The organism is Paenibacillus sp. BJ-4, assembly GCF_020404765.1.
Taxonomy (GTDB): Bacteria; Bacillota; Bacilli; order Paenibacillales; family Paenibacillaceae; genus Paenibacillus.
In genome coordinates, this window is sequence record NZ_JAIVEM010000006.1 from 372444 (window position 1) to 389752 (window position 17309).

Consider the following 17309-nt stretch of genomic DNA (forward strand, 5'->3'; position numbering starts at 1 on the left):
GGGGTAGATGAACAATCCGAAGCGCCAGCCGCATTATGGATCAGATACATGGGGAGGCTTTTCATGGACATTCAATTGATCCTGAATGAGCTTTATGATGCAGGCGTGCTTGAAAGCCATATGCAAAATCTCAAACCGCTGACCGGCGGAACTTCGAGCGAAGTGGTTGCTGTCATGGATGGAACTAATCCGCGATATGTGATCAAGCAAAATGACCCCGCAATGATAGAAGCCGAAGCGGCATTTTTACATACCTATTTACAGATTGAGAAGCTATCGCACTTGGTTCATGTAGATTCGTTGCATCGTTATCTGGTATATACGTTCAAGCCAGGACTCACCGGGCAATATCGTAAAACAAATAAAGCCGATTTGCTGCTCAGTCTGGCGACCGAGGTCATTGCACATTACAAGCCCCTCGGAGCGGAACGCCATTATGGCTATCCAGATCATCCGTTTATGAAATGGAGAGATTTTCTGCTGCATAGAACGAAGGAGTCTGGAAAGATCATACAAGACATTCTACCCCAAGAGGATCATCGTTTCGTTCATACACTTGTGGCTGGATTTCCACAACGGAATATTAAATATTTGCTTCATGGCGATTTTGGAGTACATAATTTTGTGTTTGCTGAAAATGGTACATTGACGGGCATTATTGATCCTGATCCAGTGGTGGGAGAACCCCTATATGATCTGATATATGCCTTCTGCTCATCACCGGATAGCTTGACCTTCGATACTATTTTACCTGCGGCAGAGAGGCTTGGGCCGGAGCTGACAAGGGAATATGAATTGAGCAGGGAAGTGCTGCAGGGATTATATTTTCGTATAGCCACCTGCATTCGTCATCATCCGGAAGATCTCGATCAATATACAGAAGCGTGGACCTATTGGCTGAACAGGGTTCGCTGAAAGGAAGAGGCAATATGAGCATACAAGGATGGAATCATATTTGCTTTTCAGTTTCAGATTTGGAGAAATCGATATATTTTTATCAACATGTACTAGATGGAAAACTGCTCGTCAAAGGACGTAAGCTGGCTTATCTGGACTGTCTGGGAATGTGGCTGGCTCTCAACGTAGAGGAGGATGTCCCGAGAAATGAAATTCATCATTCCTATACACATATTGCATTTTCGGTAGCCGAAGCGGATTTTGAGGATATGCTTAACAAGCTGAGAACTTTCAATGTCACCATTTTGCCCGGACGAGAACGGAATGAACAAGACAAAAGGTCGGTCTATTTTACAGATCCAGACGGACATAAGTTTGAATTCCACACAGGACAATTGCAGGACCGCCTGGAATATTATAAAAATGAGAAGAAGCATATGACTTTTTATGAATGAGCAAGTGTTATCGATATAAAAGAGTTATCGATATTAATGTGTAAGTAATAAGTAATGATTGGGTTCGCATTTGGGAGGAATACAGAAGTATGTCAATGTCGCAGGAAAGCGGTTCCAAGCAAGCGAAAGACGTTAAAACAATGACAGTTTTTGCGATTACTTGGCCGATCTTTATAGAAATGCTGTTTCATATTTTGATGGGTAGCGTGGATACGTTCATGCTCAGCCATGTTTCAGACGAGGTTGTATCGGCTGTAGGGGTATCGAGACAGTTGATTGAATTTACAATCATATTGTTCAATCTGCTTGGTCTTGGAGTAGGTGTCATCATTGCTCAGCTATTGGGTGCGCAAAAGCATGTGGATGCGAGCCGTGTTACAGCTTCAGCTCTCACCTTTAATCTGGTATTTGGTCTGGCGCTGAGTTTGATGTTTATTGTAAGTCGCGATTTTCTTCTTTCCTTTTACCATATTACTCCAATGATTAAGGAAAATGCCGAGATTTATATGATGCTGGCAGGAGGCTCGCTGTTTCTGGAAGCGCTGATGCTAACCGCTGGTCCGGTGATTCGCTCGCATGGTTATACCAAGGATACGATGATCGTGGGCATTGGTATGAATATTTTACACGTTGTGGGGAATGCACTGCTCATTTACGGCTGGCTAGGTCTGCCGCAAATGGGAGTGGCGGGAGCGGCCATTTCAACGGTAGTTAGCCGCGTTGTAGCATGCGTCTGGATTTTTACACTGCTGTACAAACGTGTAAGTGCGCCGATTCGCCTCCGGTATTATGTACAGCTTCAATGGAGCAAGCTGGTGGCAATCCTGAAGATCGGTATTCCGGCAGGGCTGGAATGGTTGTCCTATCAGCTTAGTCAAATGATGGTAACCCGATTTGTCAGCTTCATGGGTACAACGGCGATCGCCACTCATTTTTATACGAATACGATTGTATACTTTTTTATGGTATTCGGAATGGCGGTAGGCGAAGGGACAGAAATTATTGTTGCCCGCCTGATTGGAGCAGGAGACAAGGAAAAGGCGTATCATCAACTTTTGCGAAGCCTGAAATGGTCTTTGGTTATTACGATTGCCGTAATCGTAGTCGTTTCCTTTTACCGATATGAAGTGATGGCGATTTTTACGGATGAGCCAGCAATCATCCAATTGGGGGCAGCAATTTTGCTGTTCTGTATATTGCTGGAGCCGGGGCGTGTGTTCAATCACGTGGTCATTAACTCCTTGCGGGCAGCGGGAGATGTTCAGTTCCCGTTAATGATGGCCATGATCTCAATGTGGGGGATTAAAATCCCGCTAGCATATGTACTGGGCATTCATATGGGATATGGCGTGCTTGGGGTATGGATTGCCCATGCCTGCGATGAATGGGTACGAGGTATTTTTCATTATTTACGCTGGAAAGGTCGGAAATGGCAGTACAAATCGCTGTTATCTAAAGCTGAACTTCAGGCGGAATCGGTGTAAGACTGACGGAAATTCCAGAAAAGGCATCCTACAAAAGATAGTCTCCAACAGACATTCTCCAGAAAAATGGTGGGGGATGTCTGTTTTTTTTACAAAAATAAGCAAAATGGGGATGTTAAAACTTTTCAAAAATTGCTAGAATATAGTAACCTCGAACGATACACTTCGTAGAGGGTTTCAAAGTTTCATAGACGGATGGTTTCCGATTGTATCCAGAAGGAGGGAATAGGATGGAACGAAAAGTGCATATCATTCCTTACCAAGTGATCAAGCAGGAGCAACAAGTGAATGAAATACCGCAAGGTGTGGAGCTGATTCAGGCTCCTGCGGTATGGAACCAGACTCGAGGCCAGGGAGTAAAGGTAGCAGTGCTGGACACGGGCTGTGATTCGGACCATCCTGATTTGAAGGATCGCATTATTGGCGGCCGGAATTTCACGGATGATGATGAAGGTGATCCGGAGATCTTCAAGGATTACAACGGTCACGGTACACATGTGGCAGGAACCATCGCAGCAGCGGAAAATGAGAATGGTGTCGTGGGTGTCGCCCCTGAGGCGGATCTACTCATTATCAAAGTGCTGAACAAGCAGGGCTCAGGCCAATATGACTGGATTATTCAAGGCATCTATTATGCGATTGAGCAAAAGGCAGATATCATCTCGATGTCGCTTGGCGGCCCTGAGGATGTGCCTGAGCTGCATGAAGCGGTGCAAAAGGCAGTGGCCAGCCAAATTCTGGTCATCTGTGCAGCTGGAAATGAGGGAGACGGTGACGATAGAACGGACGAGCTTGGCTACCCCGGTTGCTATAATGAAGTGATTAGCGTAGGCGCAGTAAACTTTGACAGACATGCCTCGGAATTCAGCAACTCTAATAATGAGGTGGATTTGGTTGCACCAGGTGAGGATATATTGTCCACCGTTCCGGGCGGCAAATATGCGACCTTTAGCGGAACTTCGATGGCTACCCCGCACGTAGCAGGTGCTTTGGCATTGATTAAGCAGCTGGCAAATGCGAGCTTTGAGCGTAATCTCACCGAACCGGAGCTGTACGCACAACTCATCAAACGCACGATTCCACTTGGCCATTCTCCTAAGCTGGAAGGCAATGGTCTATTGTACCTGACAGCCGTAGAGGAGCTTTCCCGTATTTTCGATGCACAGCGTGTAGCAGGAATACTGAGTGCAGGATCGTTTAAGGTTAAATAAGCCGTAACAACGGATTTATAGCGGCTCTCCTTAATGGAGAGTCGTTTTTTGTGCCAGATCGAGACATAAGTGGGTCCGAGTTAGGACAAAACAGTCAAGTAAGGACAAAAGTAGTATCGTGTATATAAATTCGTATATAAAAAAGATCACAGTCGGAAAGCAGCAAGTCTCTCTCTCCCTGACTGTGATCTTTTGGTGTCTGTCTATAGGTTACCTCGATGAGTCATATGCTGCGATTATTGCGCGCCTTCGGTAACAGCGATTTCTTTATCCAGGTTTTCTCTGGACAGGTTGGCGGTCAAGTAATCCGGTGTATCGGGTAGCACAAGATGCAGATTGGATTTTTGACAAAGGCGGATGGTGCACTTTTCGACGATTAAATCAAAGACGTGACCGCCTCCGGTGCGTTCATCGTTAATAAAATGCAGGTGAAATCCAGCTACGCCGATACCTTGGGCATAGGCAGGTGTCCAGAAGCCTGTGACCACTCCGGAAGTCTCATTAAAAGTAAAGGTAGGCTGTGACTTGGTTGCTTCGATAAAAGGTTTATAAGGTTTCACTTGGTGAGGCACGGTCCGTGTTTTTACTTCATGGAAGGTGCCATCTAAACGGAAGGCGTAGAATAAATTGCGGCTTGGAAACAGCTTGAGCAGCAGGGCTTCCAGTTCATCGCGACGCATGGGACGATCAATAGTATATGTGAAATCTTCACGAAAAAAGGTGACTGTGGAAAAAGGAGTAGTCTCTTCCGGTTTTACACGATGGGCCGTACCGTCTGGAAGCAAGTGGTAAAATTCGCCATCAAACGCGATCATCTCACCATTGAGTTGATCAAAGGTCCCAAGCCCGAAATCCCCGTGTTTTTGTAGTTCTTTGAAGGCAACGACCCCGTCATAAAGACCATCTAATAAAGCGAGCATGGTGGATGTTTGGTAAATATCATGATCAGTTTCTTCCTTGGTTTCCAGTTCTGCAACGGTCATGGTAATACACTTCCTTTTGTAATTGTATGCATTTATTTTCTTTCTTTTTCGATAATAAACGTAAATTTTCAGTAAATAACATTAACAACTCAAAAAAAGCATAAAAAAACGTTAAACTCCTTAATTGTCACGAAGCTGCCACGAGTGAGCAACAGTTAAGGTTAGTTTAATTGATTAGGAAGCAGTTTACGTCCCAGCTGGATATTATCCTGATAATCAATCGGAATATCGACGACTACGGGACCCTCGGTATGGAGTGCCTGCTGCAGTACACCTTCCAGTTCATCTGGACCATGCACACGCAATCCGGTTGCCCCAAAGCTTTCAGCATATTTCACAATATCTACATTTCCGAATTCTACACCGGAAGTTCTGCCGTATTTAATCTTTTGCTGAAAAGCGACCATGTCGTAGGTTCCATCTCTCCATACGATATGCACGAGCGGGGAGTTGAGACGTACGGCGGTTTCGAGCTCCATGGATGAAAAAAGAAATCCTCCATCACCAGAAATAGAAACGACTTTTTGACCAGGGTTGACAAGTGTGGCAGCAATCCCCCAGGGCAGAGCTACACCTAATGTCTGCATCCCATTGCTGAACAGAAGGCGCCGTGGCTCATATGAACGGAAATATCGGGCCATCCAAATATAGTGTGAACCCACATCACAGGTGACCGTGACGTTATCATCAATCAGGCTGCGTAATGTACGAATGAATTGCAATGGATGAATCAAATAGTTGTGTTTGCGTACAGGAACCTCAGCCTGGTCATTCAAATCTTGGCGAAGGCGGTTCATTTGAGCGCATGAGGCTTTAGACAGCTTTAATGTAGGTATTTCCTCTGCGAGGCTACTTACAATCAGGGCTATATTACCGATAAGCTCGTAATCCGGTTGATAATCATGGTCGATATCTGCTTGATGATCATCCAGGTGAATAAGAGTTCGATTTGCAGGAATGTTCCAGTTTTTTGGATCGTATTCAATCGGATCATAGCCAATTGTCAGTACCAGATCTGCGGCCGCAAGAAGCATGTCGCCCGGTTGATTGTGGAACAGCCCCACTCTTCCGAAATAGTGGCTTTCCAGCTCGCGAGAGATAGCTCCAGCGGCCTGAAAGGTTTCGACTACAGGCAAATCCGTATTTCGAATGAGTTCGCGGATAGCTGCTGTGGCTTTGGGAGTGCTGGCTTTCATACCGAGAAGAAGTACGGGCAGCTTGGCTCTTTTGATTTGGCCTGCGACTTGTTTGATTAGCCCGGATGGTGCAATTCCAAGCTGTGGAAGAGAAAGCTTTTCAATGGCTGTTACTTCAGATGACGAAGTCAACACGTCCTGCGGCAAACTGACAAAAGTGGCTCCAGGCTGGGCTGAGGTCGCAATCCGAAATGCATTGGTAATAGCTTCTGGTACATTATCAGGATGTTCTACTTCAACGCTGTATTTAGTGATGGGTTCGAATAGCCCGGCATTATCCATGGATTGATGTGTGCGTTTCAAGCGTTCGGATCTTGGGACTGCACCAGCCAAAGCAACGACGGGATCACTTTCCGCATTAGCGGTGACAAGTCCTGTCGCCAAATTCGATGCGCCGGGACCGGAGGTAACAAGGCATACGCCTGGTTTTCCGGTTAAGCGACCGACCGCTGCTGCCATAAAGGCGGCGTTTTGTTCATGGCGGCATATGATCAATTCTGGACCGCGATCTTGAAGAACGTCAAAAACGGAATCGATCTTGGCACCCGGAATGCCAAAAATGTGCGTTACCCCTTGCTTGATCAAACAATCGACAACAAGGTCAGCTCCTTTCGTATCGGTTTTTGTTTGGACATCTTGTACTTTTGTACTCAATGCAGTCACCTCTTCTTTTGTCTTTAAAATATATGAAATACTTTCAATGTAAAACAATGGATGTATATTACAATTATAATGCAATAACTGGTATTTTCAAGAGAGAAATTTTCTGAAAATTGGCAAAAAATGATGAAATCGTTTTCGAAACGTCGTTTATAAGGAGAAATACAAAGTGCGAGATTTGGAAACAAAGGCTTTCAAACAACGCTTCATGCCCTAAAGCAGAAAGAGTTATTTTGCTCCAAGTGGCAAGATGAAGGGAGGGCTATCTATTTTTTGTCATTCCACATGATAAAAATCACTTTCCTCTACAAAGGATAGCGGTTACAATGTAATTGTTGTTAACGTAAACATTAAATTTAAGGTGAAATAATCCAGGGTGATATGACAAGCAGGAATCGTAATATAGATACATTATCTTGTATAATAACGTGACCTGTTAAGTTATGCAGAATGCTATTGCCAAATAATAGGTAGAATGAAAACATTTTTGTTAACGTTAACAATTTAGTTGGAAAGATGATTATAGAAGGGATGAGAGAGTAATGACTAAAGCATTTTTAGATGAAAACTTTTTGTTAAGTAATCCCACAGCTGAAATTTTGTATCATCAGTACGCCAAGGATATGCCGATTATCGACTATCATTGTCATTTAAGTCCGCAGGAAATTTACGAAAATAAAAAGTTCAAGAACATTACGGAAGCTTGGCTGTACGGAGATCATTACAAGTGGAGACTTATGCGGGCCAATGGAGTAGAGGAACGCCTGATTACGGGGGATGCTGAAGATTATGACAAGTTTTTGGCTTGGGCCAAAACTGTACCTACACTGATCGGTAACCCACTGTATCATTGGACGCATTTGGAGCTTCAACGCTTTTTTGGTGTCAATGAGCTGCTAAATGAACAGAACGCACCTTTGATCTGGCAGAAAGTAAACCAAAAGCTGCAGGGACAGGGCTTTGGGGCACGTGATCTGATTGTGAATTCAAAGGTAACTGTTGTGTGCACCACAGATGATCCGACGGACCATCTTGAATACCATAAACAAATCAGCAAGCTGAGCGATTTTCCAGTGGCTGTACTGCCAAGCTTCCGCCCGGACAAAGCTCTGGAAATTAATCGTGAAACCTTCCAGCCTTGGGTGGCCCGGTTGGGCGAGGTCAGCGGCCTGAATGTTTCCGGCTTTGAAGGATTTTTGAATGCGCTGGCGAGCCGGGTGCGCCATTTCCATGCTGCTGGAGGACGGGTATCCGATCATGCGCTGGACACTGTAGTCTACGAGAAAGCGACACGGGAAGAAGCGGCAGCCATATTCAGCAAGGCGCTGACAGAAGGTCGTGTGACTCCATTAGAGGAGGCAAAATATAAATCATACGTGCTGGTATTCCTCGGAAAGCAGTATGCAGAGCTTGGCTGGGCCATGCAGTACCACATTCACGCGCTGCGCAACAATAATACCGCCATGTTCCGTCATCTGGGACCGGATACCGGCTACGATGCCGTAAATGACGGCTCCATCGCCCGCTCACTGGGGGCATTGCTGGACGCGCAGGAGCTGACAGGAGGATTGCCGCGAACAATTTTGTACTCGCTTAATTCGGGTGATTACCCCGTGCTGGCAAGTCTCGCGGGCTGCTTTCAATCCGGTGGAACGGTGGGGAAAATTCAGTTTGGCACTGCATGGTGGTTTAACGACCATATCGAAGGCATGCAGGAGCAGATGAAGCTGCTGGCCAACCACGGGGTGCTGTCCCGTTTTATCGGCATGCTGACGGATTCTCGCAGCTTCCTGTCCTACACACGCCACGAATACTTCCGACGTATACTCTGTGATCTGATCGGAACGTGGGTTCAGGAGGGCAAGGCGCCTAAGGATCTGGAGCTGCTCGGAGGCATGGTACAAAATATTTGCTACAATAACGCCGAGCAATATTTTAATTTCCCTACTGTTGTTCATAGCAAGTGACACTGTTATGTCAAGGTAATAGTTTACGAACTTCATAAAAAAGATGCTCTTGCCAGGAAGCTGGTTCAAAAGACCTGGTAAGAGCGATTAACAACAGGATAGATATCAAGCAATCATGTGAATTAAATCACAAATGAAGAGGAGTGAGTAGGTATGGGAGTGCCTATCGTACAGGAGAGCGTCCTAACTGACAACAAGACTGGCGAGCACATTAGCCTGAAAGAAAAGATTTCTTACGGTATGGGTGACTTTGGGAACGGATTCATGTTTGATTTGGGACAGTTGTATCTGCTGAAATTTTTTACGGATGTGGCAGGTGTTTCAGCAGGAGCAGCCGCAGGCATTTTTTTGGTCAGCAAGCTGTTTGCCGCCGTATGTGATCCGGTTGTCGGGTCCTTTGTTGATTATCGCAAGCATATCGGTTCGCGTGGAAAATTCAGACCTTTTCTCATCATTGGAAGCGTTATCCTTGCGATTCTTACGATTCTCACCTTTATTTCACCCAATATTTCACCTACAGGTAAACTCATTTACGCTTATGCGTCCTATATGATCTGGGGAATTGGCTATTCTATTGTCAATATTCCATATGGCTCACTGGGTGCGGCCATTACGCAGGATACCATTCAGCGTGCCTCCTTGTCTTCTTTCCGTCAGGCGGGCTCACTAGGGGCATTATTTGTAACCAGTGTCATTGTCATGCCGCTGATTTTGCTGTTTCCCAATCATCATGTTGGATATCCGGTTGTGATGGGAATTATGTCACTCATTGGTGTGATCGCTTTCATTATATGTTATCGAGGAACGAAAGAACGCATTATTAGTCAGTCCGGACCAAAGGAGAAGCTATCTATAGGCGTTATCGTACACACCTTTACGAATAACAAGCCCTTGCTGGTACTCGTTTTAATGACGATTTTCACCATATCCGCGTACAATATCAAGTCCGCACTGCTGATCTATTTTGCCGAATATAATTTGGGGCATGTAGAGTTAATGGCTTATATGAATTTTATTATTATTGGTTCGTCGTTGCTGGGTGTGTTATTCCTGCCCAAGTTGGTGCGGCGTTTTGGTAAACGAAAAACAGCCATATTCGGGATGCTGGTTAGTGTCATTGCCGACTCCGTAAACTTTTTTATGCCTTCAAATGTATATATTTTTACAATTCTGGCCAGTATTTCGTTCATTGGTATAGTATTCCTAACGGAGTTACCTGGGCATTTGTCTCCGATATCATTGATTACGGCGAATGGTCATCCGGAGAGCGGAAGGAAGGGATTACGTATTCACTGTTCAATTTTTCGCGCAAGCTGGCTCAATCCTTGTCCGGCTTTCTATCGGGTATTGGACTGGCGCTAGTAGGATATGTTCCGAATGTAGTTCAGTCCTCCGGAACACTGCTCGGGATCAAGGCCTTGCTTTGTCTCTATCCGGCTATTGCTCTGGCTTTGGCCATGCTGGTCATCGGTAAAATGTATAAGCTGACTGACAGCAGACATGCAGAAATGGTTCAAGACTTACAGCGTCGACATGCGGAAAACCGCGTATAATTTGTGAAAGTCTTCTTTTCCGGGCGGCTCCTGTGGTATGGTGAGTATATAATTTTTTAGAGCCTCACTAAAGAAAGGATACGTATATGGCAGCTACCATTAAAGACATTGCCAAATTGGCTAATGTTTCCCATACAACCGTCTCCCGGGCGCTTAACAATAGCCCGCTGATTAAAGAAGATACGAAACGCAAAATAATGGAATTGGCAGAGCAATTGAATTATATTCCAAACTTTAACGCGAAGAGCCTTGTTCTCCAGCGCTCGCATACGATAGGCTTGTTTTTTACCAGTATTTCAGAAGGCACCAGCTCCAGCTTCTTTGCGGATACCATCCGTGGAGTGAATCATGTCATCGGGGTGGATTACAATCTGTTTGTGCGGGGAATTGACGACTACACCGATTTTTCGGCCATTCACCGCAAGCGATTTGATGGCATCATTCTGATGAGTCAAAGCGAAGCGGACAACCCGTTTATTTATCATGTGCTTGGTCAGGGCATTCCGCTTGTTGTGCTGAACCGGCAGGTGTCCGGAGCTGGCATCGTGAACGTGATTTCCAATGACAAGGAAGGGTCCTATGCGGCGGTTTCCTTTCTCATTGAAAGCGGACACGAACGCATCGCGATCATTGAAGGGGTGGAAGGCTTCAAGTCTACCCAGCAACGCCGCGAGGGTTTCATGAATGCGCTGATTGATAAGGGTAAGCCGATTCGACACGAATACATCGTACAGGGTCATTACGATACCGAAAGCGGAAGCCAGGCGATGAAGCGGCTGCTTTCCTTGCAAGAGCCGCCGACCGCAGTATTTTGCTCGAACGATGATATGGCCATCGGTGCGATGAATGCCGTATTTGAAAACGGCTTGAAGGTACCTGAGGACGTATCTATTATTGGTTTTGACGATATCGGCTTCTCCATGTATACGACCCCGCCGTTAACGACGGTCAAAAGACCGATAGAGCAGATTAGCGCGCGCGGAGCTGAGTGCATTCTCGAACGGATTCAGTCGCCGTCGAGCGAGGGCGAGCTTATATTTATGGAGACTGCGCTCATGAAGCGGAAATCAACGGCAGAGAGACTACGCTGAGTATCGTTTTTGAATACAGGCAGGCCAAAAGGGGCAGGTCCAGTGCATCAAGCGCTGTTCCTGTCCCTATTTTTGTTGAAATCGTGCTGCTTCGTTGGTATTTAACGTAAAAGATTAGTTTTCGCCAGTTCAACAATCTCGTCACCGCGTCCGTTCAGCACTGCTTTCATCATCCACAGTGTAAAGCCTTGTGCTTGTTTTAGATTAATTTTAGGCGGCATGGATAGCTCCTGTCGGTTTACCACCACGTCCACCACCACAGGGCCGTCATAGGCCAATGCTTGCTGAATGGCATCCTCTAGCATGGATGGATATTCAACCCTGATGCCCTTGAGTCCCATGGCTTGCGCTACAGCGCCAAAATCAGGGTTAACCAGCTCGGTGCCACTTTCCAGGAATCCGGCCGCTTTCATTTCCAGCTCGACAAAGCCAAGAGCACCATTATTGAAAACAATGACTTTTACAGGCAATTGATGCTGCTTTAGGGTAAGCAGATCGCCCATCAGCATCGTGAGTCCGCCATCGCCCGACAGGGAAATCACCTGCCGAGCAGGCTGAGTGGCCTGTGCTCCAATCGCTTGCGGCAGTGCGTTTGCCATCGTCCCATGGTTGAAGGAACCGATAAGCCGCCGCTGACCGTTCATCTGCAAATAACGTGCTGCCCACACCGTGGGCGTACCGACATCACAGGTGAAAATGGCATTTTCCTGAGCAGCATCACTAATGACCCTGGTGAGATATTGCGGATGGATCGGTGTATGGCTTGGTTTACCAGCCGCCAGTTCATCCAGCTCCCGACGGACCTTGGTATAGTGTGAAACGGCTTTTTCCAGATGCTTGGACTCATGCTCTGACGTTAAATGAGGAAGCAGCATCTCTAGTGTTGCTTTTACATCCCCGCATAAACCATAGGTTAAAGGAGTGCGTCTGCCGAGGTGGGCGGGCTCTATATCTACCTGCAGCACTATCGCATTTTCGGGATAAAATTGTCTGTAAGGAAAATCAGTTCCAAGCATGAGCAGGACGTCACAATCCATCATCGCATGGTACCCGGAGGAATATCCGATCAGTCCGGTCAAGCCTGCATAATAAGGATTGTTATATTCGAGATATTCCTTGCCTCGCAAAGCGGATACCATGGGTGATTTTAGCTTGTCGCACAGCTGCATGAGCAATTCATGAGATTGCGCACAGCCGGCCCCGCAGAGTAAAGTAATTCGTCTGCCTTTATTCAAATACTCGGCCAGCCGGGAAATTTCGGAAGGTGACGGATGCACAACTGGTGCTGTAGGATGGTAGACATGTTCGGGCACAGGTACCTTTTCCGCCTCCAAGGCTGCTACATCACCGGGAAGAACAATGACGGAGACACCTGAACGTGAAACTGCCTGTTGAATGGCCATGGTTACTGTCCTTGGAACTTGCCGAGGTGTCGTAATCACCTCACAGAAGTGACTGCATTCTCCGAAAAGATGCTCGGGATGTGTAGCCTGAAAGTATTCGCTTCCGATCTCGTCGCTTGGAATATGGGCTGCAATAGCGAGTACAGGTACCCGATTGCGGTGGCAATCATATAGCCCGTTAATCAGATGCAGGTTTCCGGGACCACTGCTTCCGGCACATACAGCAATGCTTCCACTAAGGCCAGCATCCGCTCCGGCTGCAAAGGCAGCGACCTCTTCGTGCCTTACATGAATCCATTCAATTTGACCATTACTGCGGATGGAATCAACCATATTATTTAAAGAATCTCCAACAATGCCATAAATTCGTTTGATTCCTGCGTTGACCAAAACTTGTACAATGGTATCCGCGATTGTCTTCATAGAAGTTCCTCCTGCCTAGCCTTTGTCTAGTAAGTAACGTTATCCTGCCCGTGCCTTCTTGCATTTATTCTGTTGAAAATGTATATAAGAACAAGCTCGCGGGAGAGGGTGATAGTTAGCCTTAACCGTCTTGTATCAGTGCGAAACAGCAGAAGGAGGGGGATAGACGAACGTTTGTTGTGTAACCACATATGTTAACGTGTTCATATTATTGTCATTAAAATTTATAAAAACTAAAAATGTTGAGAAAACTATTTTGTTCACGTGTGCATTGTGATAAAATAACCTTGCAATCATAATGGTAATAGTGGGAGGTTACTCCGGGTGAAACAAGTAGATGAATTAGACCAATTAAACAGAAAAAGCTTTATTGTAGCAGAGCCGTATCCTGAGAGGGTGCTGCAATTCGGGGAAGGAAACTTCCTGCGTGCGTTTGTAGACTGGCAATTCGACAAAATGAATAAGCTGGCAGAATGGAATACGGGTGTTGTGATCGTACAACCGCAGCCAGGAGGCATGGTGGAGAAGCTGAGCGAGCAGGATGGCCTGTATACGGTCATTCTCGAAGGGATTAAGGATGGGCAAGCCATGAAGGAGCACACAGTTGTGGAGTGTGTAGCTCGCGGGATCAATCCATACGGCTCAGATTTTGTTGAATACGAGGCGTTATCCCAAAAGCCTGAGCTTCGCTTTGTCGTATCGAACACGACGGAGGCAGGGATCGCTTATGTGCCAGAGGATCGGCTGGAAGATCGTCCGCAAAAGAGCTTTCCAGGAAAGCTGGCTGCTTTACTGTACAAGCGCTTTCAATTTTTCGGCGGCGATCAAAGTAAGGGACTGGTGATCATTCCGTGCGAGCTGATCGACCGCAATGGTGATGCGCTCAAGGAGATTGTGCTGAGATATGCTGATCAATGGGGGCTTGGGGCTGAATTTACAGCATGGCTTGAGGAAGCAAATACATTCTGCAATAGTTTGGTAGACCGGATTGTACCTGGTTATCCCAGAGACCGGATTCATGAAATCCAAACCGAATTGGGCTACAAGGACGATTTGGTGGTTGTGGGCGAACAGTATCATCTGTGGGTCATTGAAGGACCGCAATGGCTGAAGGAAGAACTGCCAGCTCATTTGGCGGGATTGAATGTGCTGATTGTCGACGATATGGCACCCTATCGTACACGCAAGGTGCGCATTTTGAATGGGGCGCATACGGCGCTTACACCTGTCGCTTATTTATATGGTCTGGATACGGTGGGGCAGGCGGTCGAGCATGATGTTATGGGCGCTTTTATCCAATCGCTGATTCGAGAAGAAATTATTCCGACACTGGACTCCCCGGAAGCGGAATTGAATTTATATGCCGACGATGTTATTGAACGTTTCCGTAATCCATTTGTAAATCATTATGTCATGAGCATTGCTCTGAATTCGGTGTCCAAGTTCAAGACACGTAACTTGCCGTCCTTGCTACAGTATGTGAAGCAGCATAAGGTACTGCCTGCCAAAATAGTATTTTCGCTGGCGTCCCTGCTCGTATTTTACCGGGGAGACAGAAACGGTGAGCCAATCGCCCTGGCAGACGAAGCAGAAGTATTGGGTGCGTTTGGTGAGCTGTGGAGTAGATATGACGGAAGCCTTGCCGGGGCGAAGCAATTAACCGAACAGGTACTTGGCAAGCAGGCATGGTGGGGTCAAGACCTGAACCAGGTCGAAGGGCTGACTGAACAGACGGCACAGCACGTGTATGAAATGACAAGCAGAGGAATAAAGGAGACGCTGGAATCTCTAACCGGGAAAAGCGTACCCAGAGCATAAGCAAGGAGGAGAAACCGGAATGCTGGAATTCATTCAAATACATGATCAAGATAACGTGGTTGTTGCTCTGCGTGATTATAAGCGGGGAGAGACACTAGCGTGGGGGGAACAAGAAGATCAGCGCGTGGAGCTGGCCGAGGATGTGGCGCGCGGGCATAAAATTGCGCTGCAGAACATATCTGAAGGTGAGCACGTGCTGAAATACGGATATCCCATCGGTCATGCCATTCAGCCCATTCAGGCCGGGCAGCATGTGCACACGCATAATACGAAGACAAATCTGACGGGCGTCGAGGAATACACCTACAATCCTAAGCCAGCGCCTCTTTTATATGAACAGGAGAACCGGACATTTCAAGGCTTTCGACGTAAGGACGGTCGTGTGGGGATTCGCAATGAGTTGTGGATTGTCCCAACGGTCGGTTGTGTGAACGGGATTGCCGAGCTTATTTTGAACCGCTTCAAGCAGGCAGTGGGCGATATTTCGCCTTTTGAAAATGCACTTGTGCTCAAGCATAACTATGGTTGTTCTCAGCTTGGGGACGATCATGCATATACACGCACGATTTTAGTTGATGCCGTGAAGCACTCAAACGCGGGCGGTGTACTTGTGCTTGGTTTGGGCTGCGAGAACAACGAAATGAAGGAATTCAAGGAAGCTATCGGTGAATATGACGCGGAGCGGGTAAAGTTTTTGCTGTCTCAGGAAGTATCGGATGAGGTGGAGGAAGGGGTACGGCTACTGCATGAAATTTTTGCGGCTGCGCAAGAGGATCGGCGTGAGCCTGTGCCTTTATCCGAACTGAACATTGGCTTGAAATGCGGCGGCTCTGACGGCTTGTCGGGCATTACTGCCAATCCGCTGCTCGGACGACTGTCGGATTATATGGCGGCGCAGGGTGGAACGACGGTGCTGACTGAGGTGCCTGAAATGTTCGGCGCGGAGACCATTTTAATGGAGCGTGCTGCCGATGAGCAAGTATTCGGGAAGATTGTACATCTGATTAACGATTTTAAACAATACTTTCTGGATTACAAGCAGCCAGTATATGAAAATCCGTCACCGGGCAATAAAGCAGGGGGCATCACGACACTGGAGGATAAATCACTGGGCTGTACGCAAAAATCCGGCTCTTCCACGGTCACCGATGTGATTCAGTACGGGGAGCGTCTCAAGACCAAAGGACTTAACCTGCTCAGCGCACCAGGGAACGACCTGGTTGCTTCTTCGGCACTCGCAGCAGCGGGCTGCCAGCTCGTTATTTTCACAACCGGACGCGGCACGCCTTTTGGCTCATTTGTTCCGACGATGAAGGTATCGACCAACTCACCTCTCTATCAGGCTAAGCCCCATTGGATCGACTACAACGCCGGTTCATTGGTGGAGGATGTCAGTATGGAAGATGCGCTCCGTAACTTTGTGGATTACATTGTCGATGTAGCCAGCGGAACCTGGGTTAACAATGAGAAAAACAATTTCAGGGAGCTTGCTATTTTTAAAAACGGCGTGACGTTGTAGAAGCTTGGAACACATCGGGAGGCGGAATTTATTCCGTTTCCTTTTTACGCTGTATATCTCTAAATAGGCATGGTAGACTTTAGGGGAAACACACCGAATCGCGTCAGAATAGGAGGAAATACAGTGCAAAATGCAATTGTAGCTTATCGTGAAGAAAATCATGATCAGCTCGTAGATATTTGGCACCGGGCTGTACGCCGGACACACACTTTTTTAGAGGAAGAGGATATCCAATTTTATCATCATATCGTGCGCAATGGCGCCCTTAGAGAAGTCGAAATTTGGATGGCATGGAATGAAAGTCAAGGTCTAACAGGGTTTATCGGGCTGGACGGGCCCAAAATAGAGATGCTATTTGTCGATCCTGAGTTGCATGGGCAGGGCATAGGCAGTCGGCTCATCCAACATGCCGGGAAAATAAAAGGTACACACCTCAAAGTGGACGTAAATGAGCAAAATGAGAAAGCGCATGCATTTTACAAGCATCTCGGCTTTGTCCAAACAGGGCGATCCGAACTGGATGGATCAGGTCGGGCATTTCCTTTGCTTCATATGGAGTGGAACCAGTAAACGAAGGACATCCGCCCCCATGTTCATAACTGGAATATGTTATCATAATTTTGTTGCCACACGTTTGATTTTATGGTAT

12 protein-coding genes and 1 pseudogene are annotated in these 17309 nt (G+C 46.7%); 10 read left to right on the forward strand and 3 right to left on the reverse strand.

The annotated features are described in order from the left end of the window. Positions 1–63: 63 nt before the first annotated feature. The 4 genes from LCF57_RS03585 (at position 64) to LCF57_RS03600 (ending at position 4047) form a co-directional block, all read left to right on the forward strand. Entirely contained in the window at positions 64–915 is an 852-nt protein-coding gene (locus tag LCF57_RS03585) for an aminoglycoside phosphotransferase family protein (protein WP_225999465.1), read from the forward strand. Between the two features lie 14 nt (positions 916–929). Continuing rightward, entirely contained in the window at positions 930–1352 is a 423-nt protein-coding gene (gene fosB, locus LCF57_RS03590) for a metallothiol transferase FosB (protein ID WP_225999466.1), read from the forward strand. Between the two features lie 89 nt (positions 1353–1441). Continuing rightward, positions 1442–2836 (forward strand): MATE family efflux transporter, encoded by a 1395-nt coding sequence (locus LCF57_RS03595; protein ID WP_225999467.1) that lies wholly within the window; start codon positions 1442–1444, stop codon positions 2834–2836. 230 nt (positions 2837–3066) lie between these two features. Beyond that, complete coding sequence (locus LCF57_RS03600) at positions 3067–4047, forward strand: S8 family peptidase (protein ID WP_225999468.1); 981 nt, start codon at positions 3067–3069, stop codon at positions 4045–4047. Between the two features lie 236 nt (positions 4048–4283). Here the strand turns inward: LCF57_RS03600 and budA are convergent, their stop codons facing one another. Together budA and alsS are read right to left on the reverse strand one after the other, a co-directional pair. Beyond that, entirely contained in the window at positions 4284–5030 is a 747-nt protein-coding gene (gene budA, locus LCF57_RS03605; RefSeq protein WP_225999469.1) for an acetolactate decarboxylase, read from the reverse strand. A gap of 161 nt (positions 5031–5191) precedes the next feature. Further along, positions 5192–6889: an acetolactate synthase AlsS gene (gene alsS, locus LCF57_RS03610; protein WP_413232178.1), complete on the reverse strand. Its 1698-nt coding sequence runs from the start codon at positions 6887–6889 to the stop codon at positions 5192–5194. Positions 6890–7428: 539 nt separating this feature from the next. Here alsS and uxaC point away from each other — a divergent pair. From uxaC to LCF57_RS03625, 3 genes and pseudogenes are all read left to right on the forward strand, one after another. Next, positions 7429–8853 carry a glucuronate isomerase gene (uxaC, locus tag LCF57_RS03615; protein ID WP_225999471.1) on the forward strand — a complete coding sequence of 475 codons (1425 nt, stop codon included), beginning with the start codon at positions 7429–7431 and terminating at the stop codon, positions 8851–8853. 264 nt (positions 8854–9117) lie between these two features. Beyond that, positions 9118–10406 (forward strand): annotated as a pseudogene (locus tag LCF57_RS03620) (glycoside-pentoside-hexuronide (GPH):cation symporter). A gap of 86 nt (positions 10407–10492) precedes the next feature. After that, positions 10493–11497 carry a LacI family DNA-binding transcriptional regulator gene (locus LCF57_RS03625; protein ID WP_225999472.1) on the forward strand — a complete coding sequence of 335 codons (1005 nt, stop codon included), beginning with the start codon at positions 10493–10495 and terminating at the stop codon, positions 11495–11497. A 101-nt stretch (positions 11498–11598) separates the two neighbouring features. On the opposite strand, the gene poxB is transcribed toward LCF57_RS03625, so the two are convergent. Further along, positions 11599–13323, reverse strand: coding sequence for a ubiquinone-dependent pyruvate dehydrogenase (poxB, locus tag LCF57_RS03630; protein ID WP_225999473.1), 1725 nt, complete (start codon positions 13321–13323; stop codon positions 11599–11601). A gap of 324 nt (positions 13324–13647) precedes the next feature. On the opposite strand from poxB, the gene LCF57_RS03635 reads away from it, so the two are divergent. The 3 genes from LCF57_RS03635 to LCF57_RS03645 all read left to right on the forward strand — a co-directional run bounded on the left by LCF57_RS03635 (position 13648) and on the right by LCF57_RS03645 (position 17230). Beyond that, complete coding sequence (locus LCF57_RS03635) at positions 13648–15141, forward strand: tagaturonate reductase (protein ID WP_225999474.1); 1494 nt, start codon at positions 13648–13650, stop codon at positions 15139–15141. A 19-nt stretch (positions 15142–15160) separates the two neighbouring features. After that, on the forward strand, positions 15161–16660 hold the full coding sequence (locus LCF57_RS03640; protein WP_225999475.1) for a UxaA family hydrolase: 1500 nt from the start codon (positions 15161–15163) through the stop codon (positions 16658–16660). A 123-nt stretch (positions 16661–16783) separates the two neighbouring features. Then, positions 16784–17230, forward strand: coding sequence for an acetyltransferase (locus LCF57_RS03645; RefSeq protein ID WP_225999476.1), 447 nt, complete (start codon positions 16784–16786; stop codon positions 17228–17230). Positions 17231–17309 lie beyond the last annotated feature (79 nt).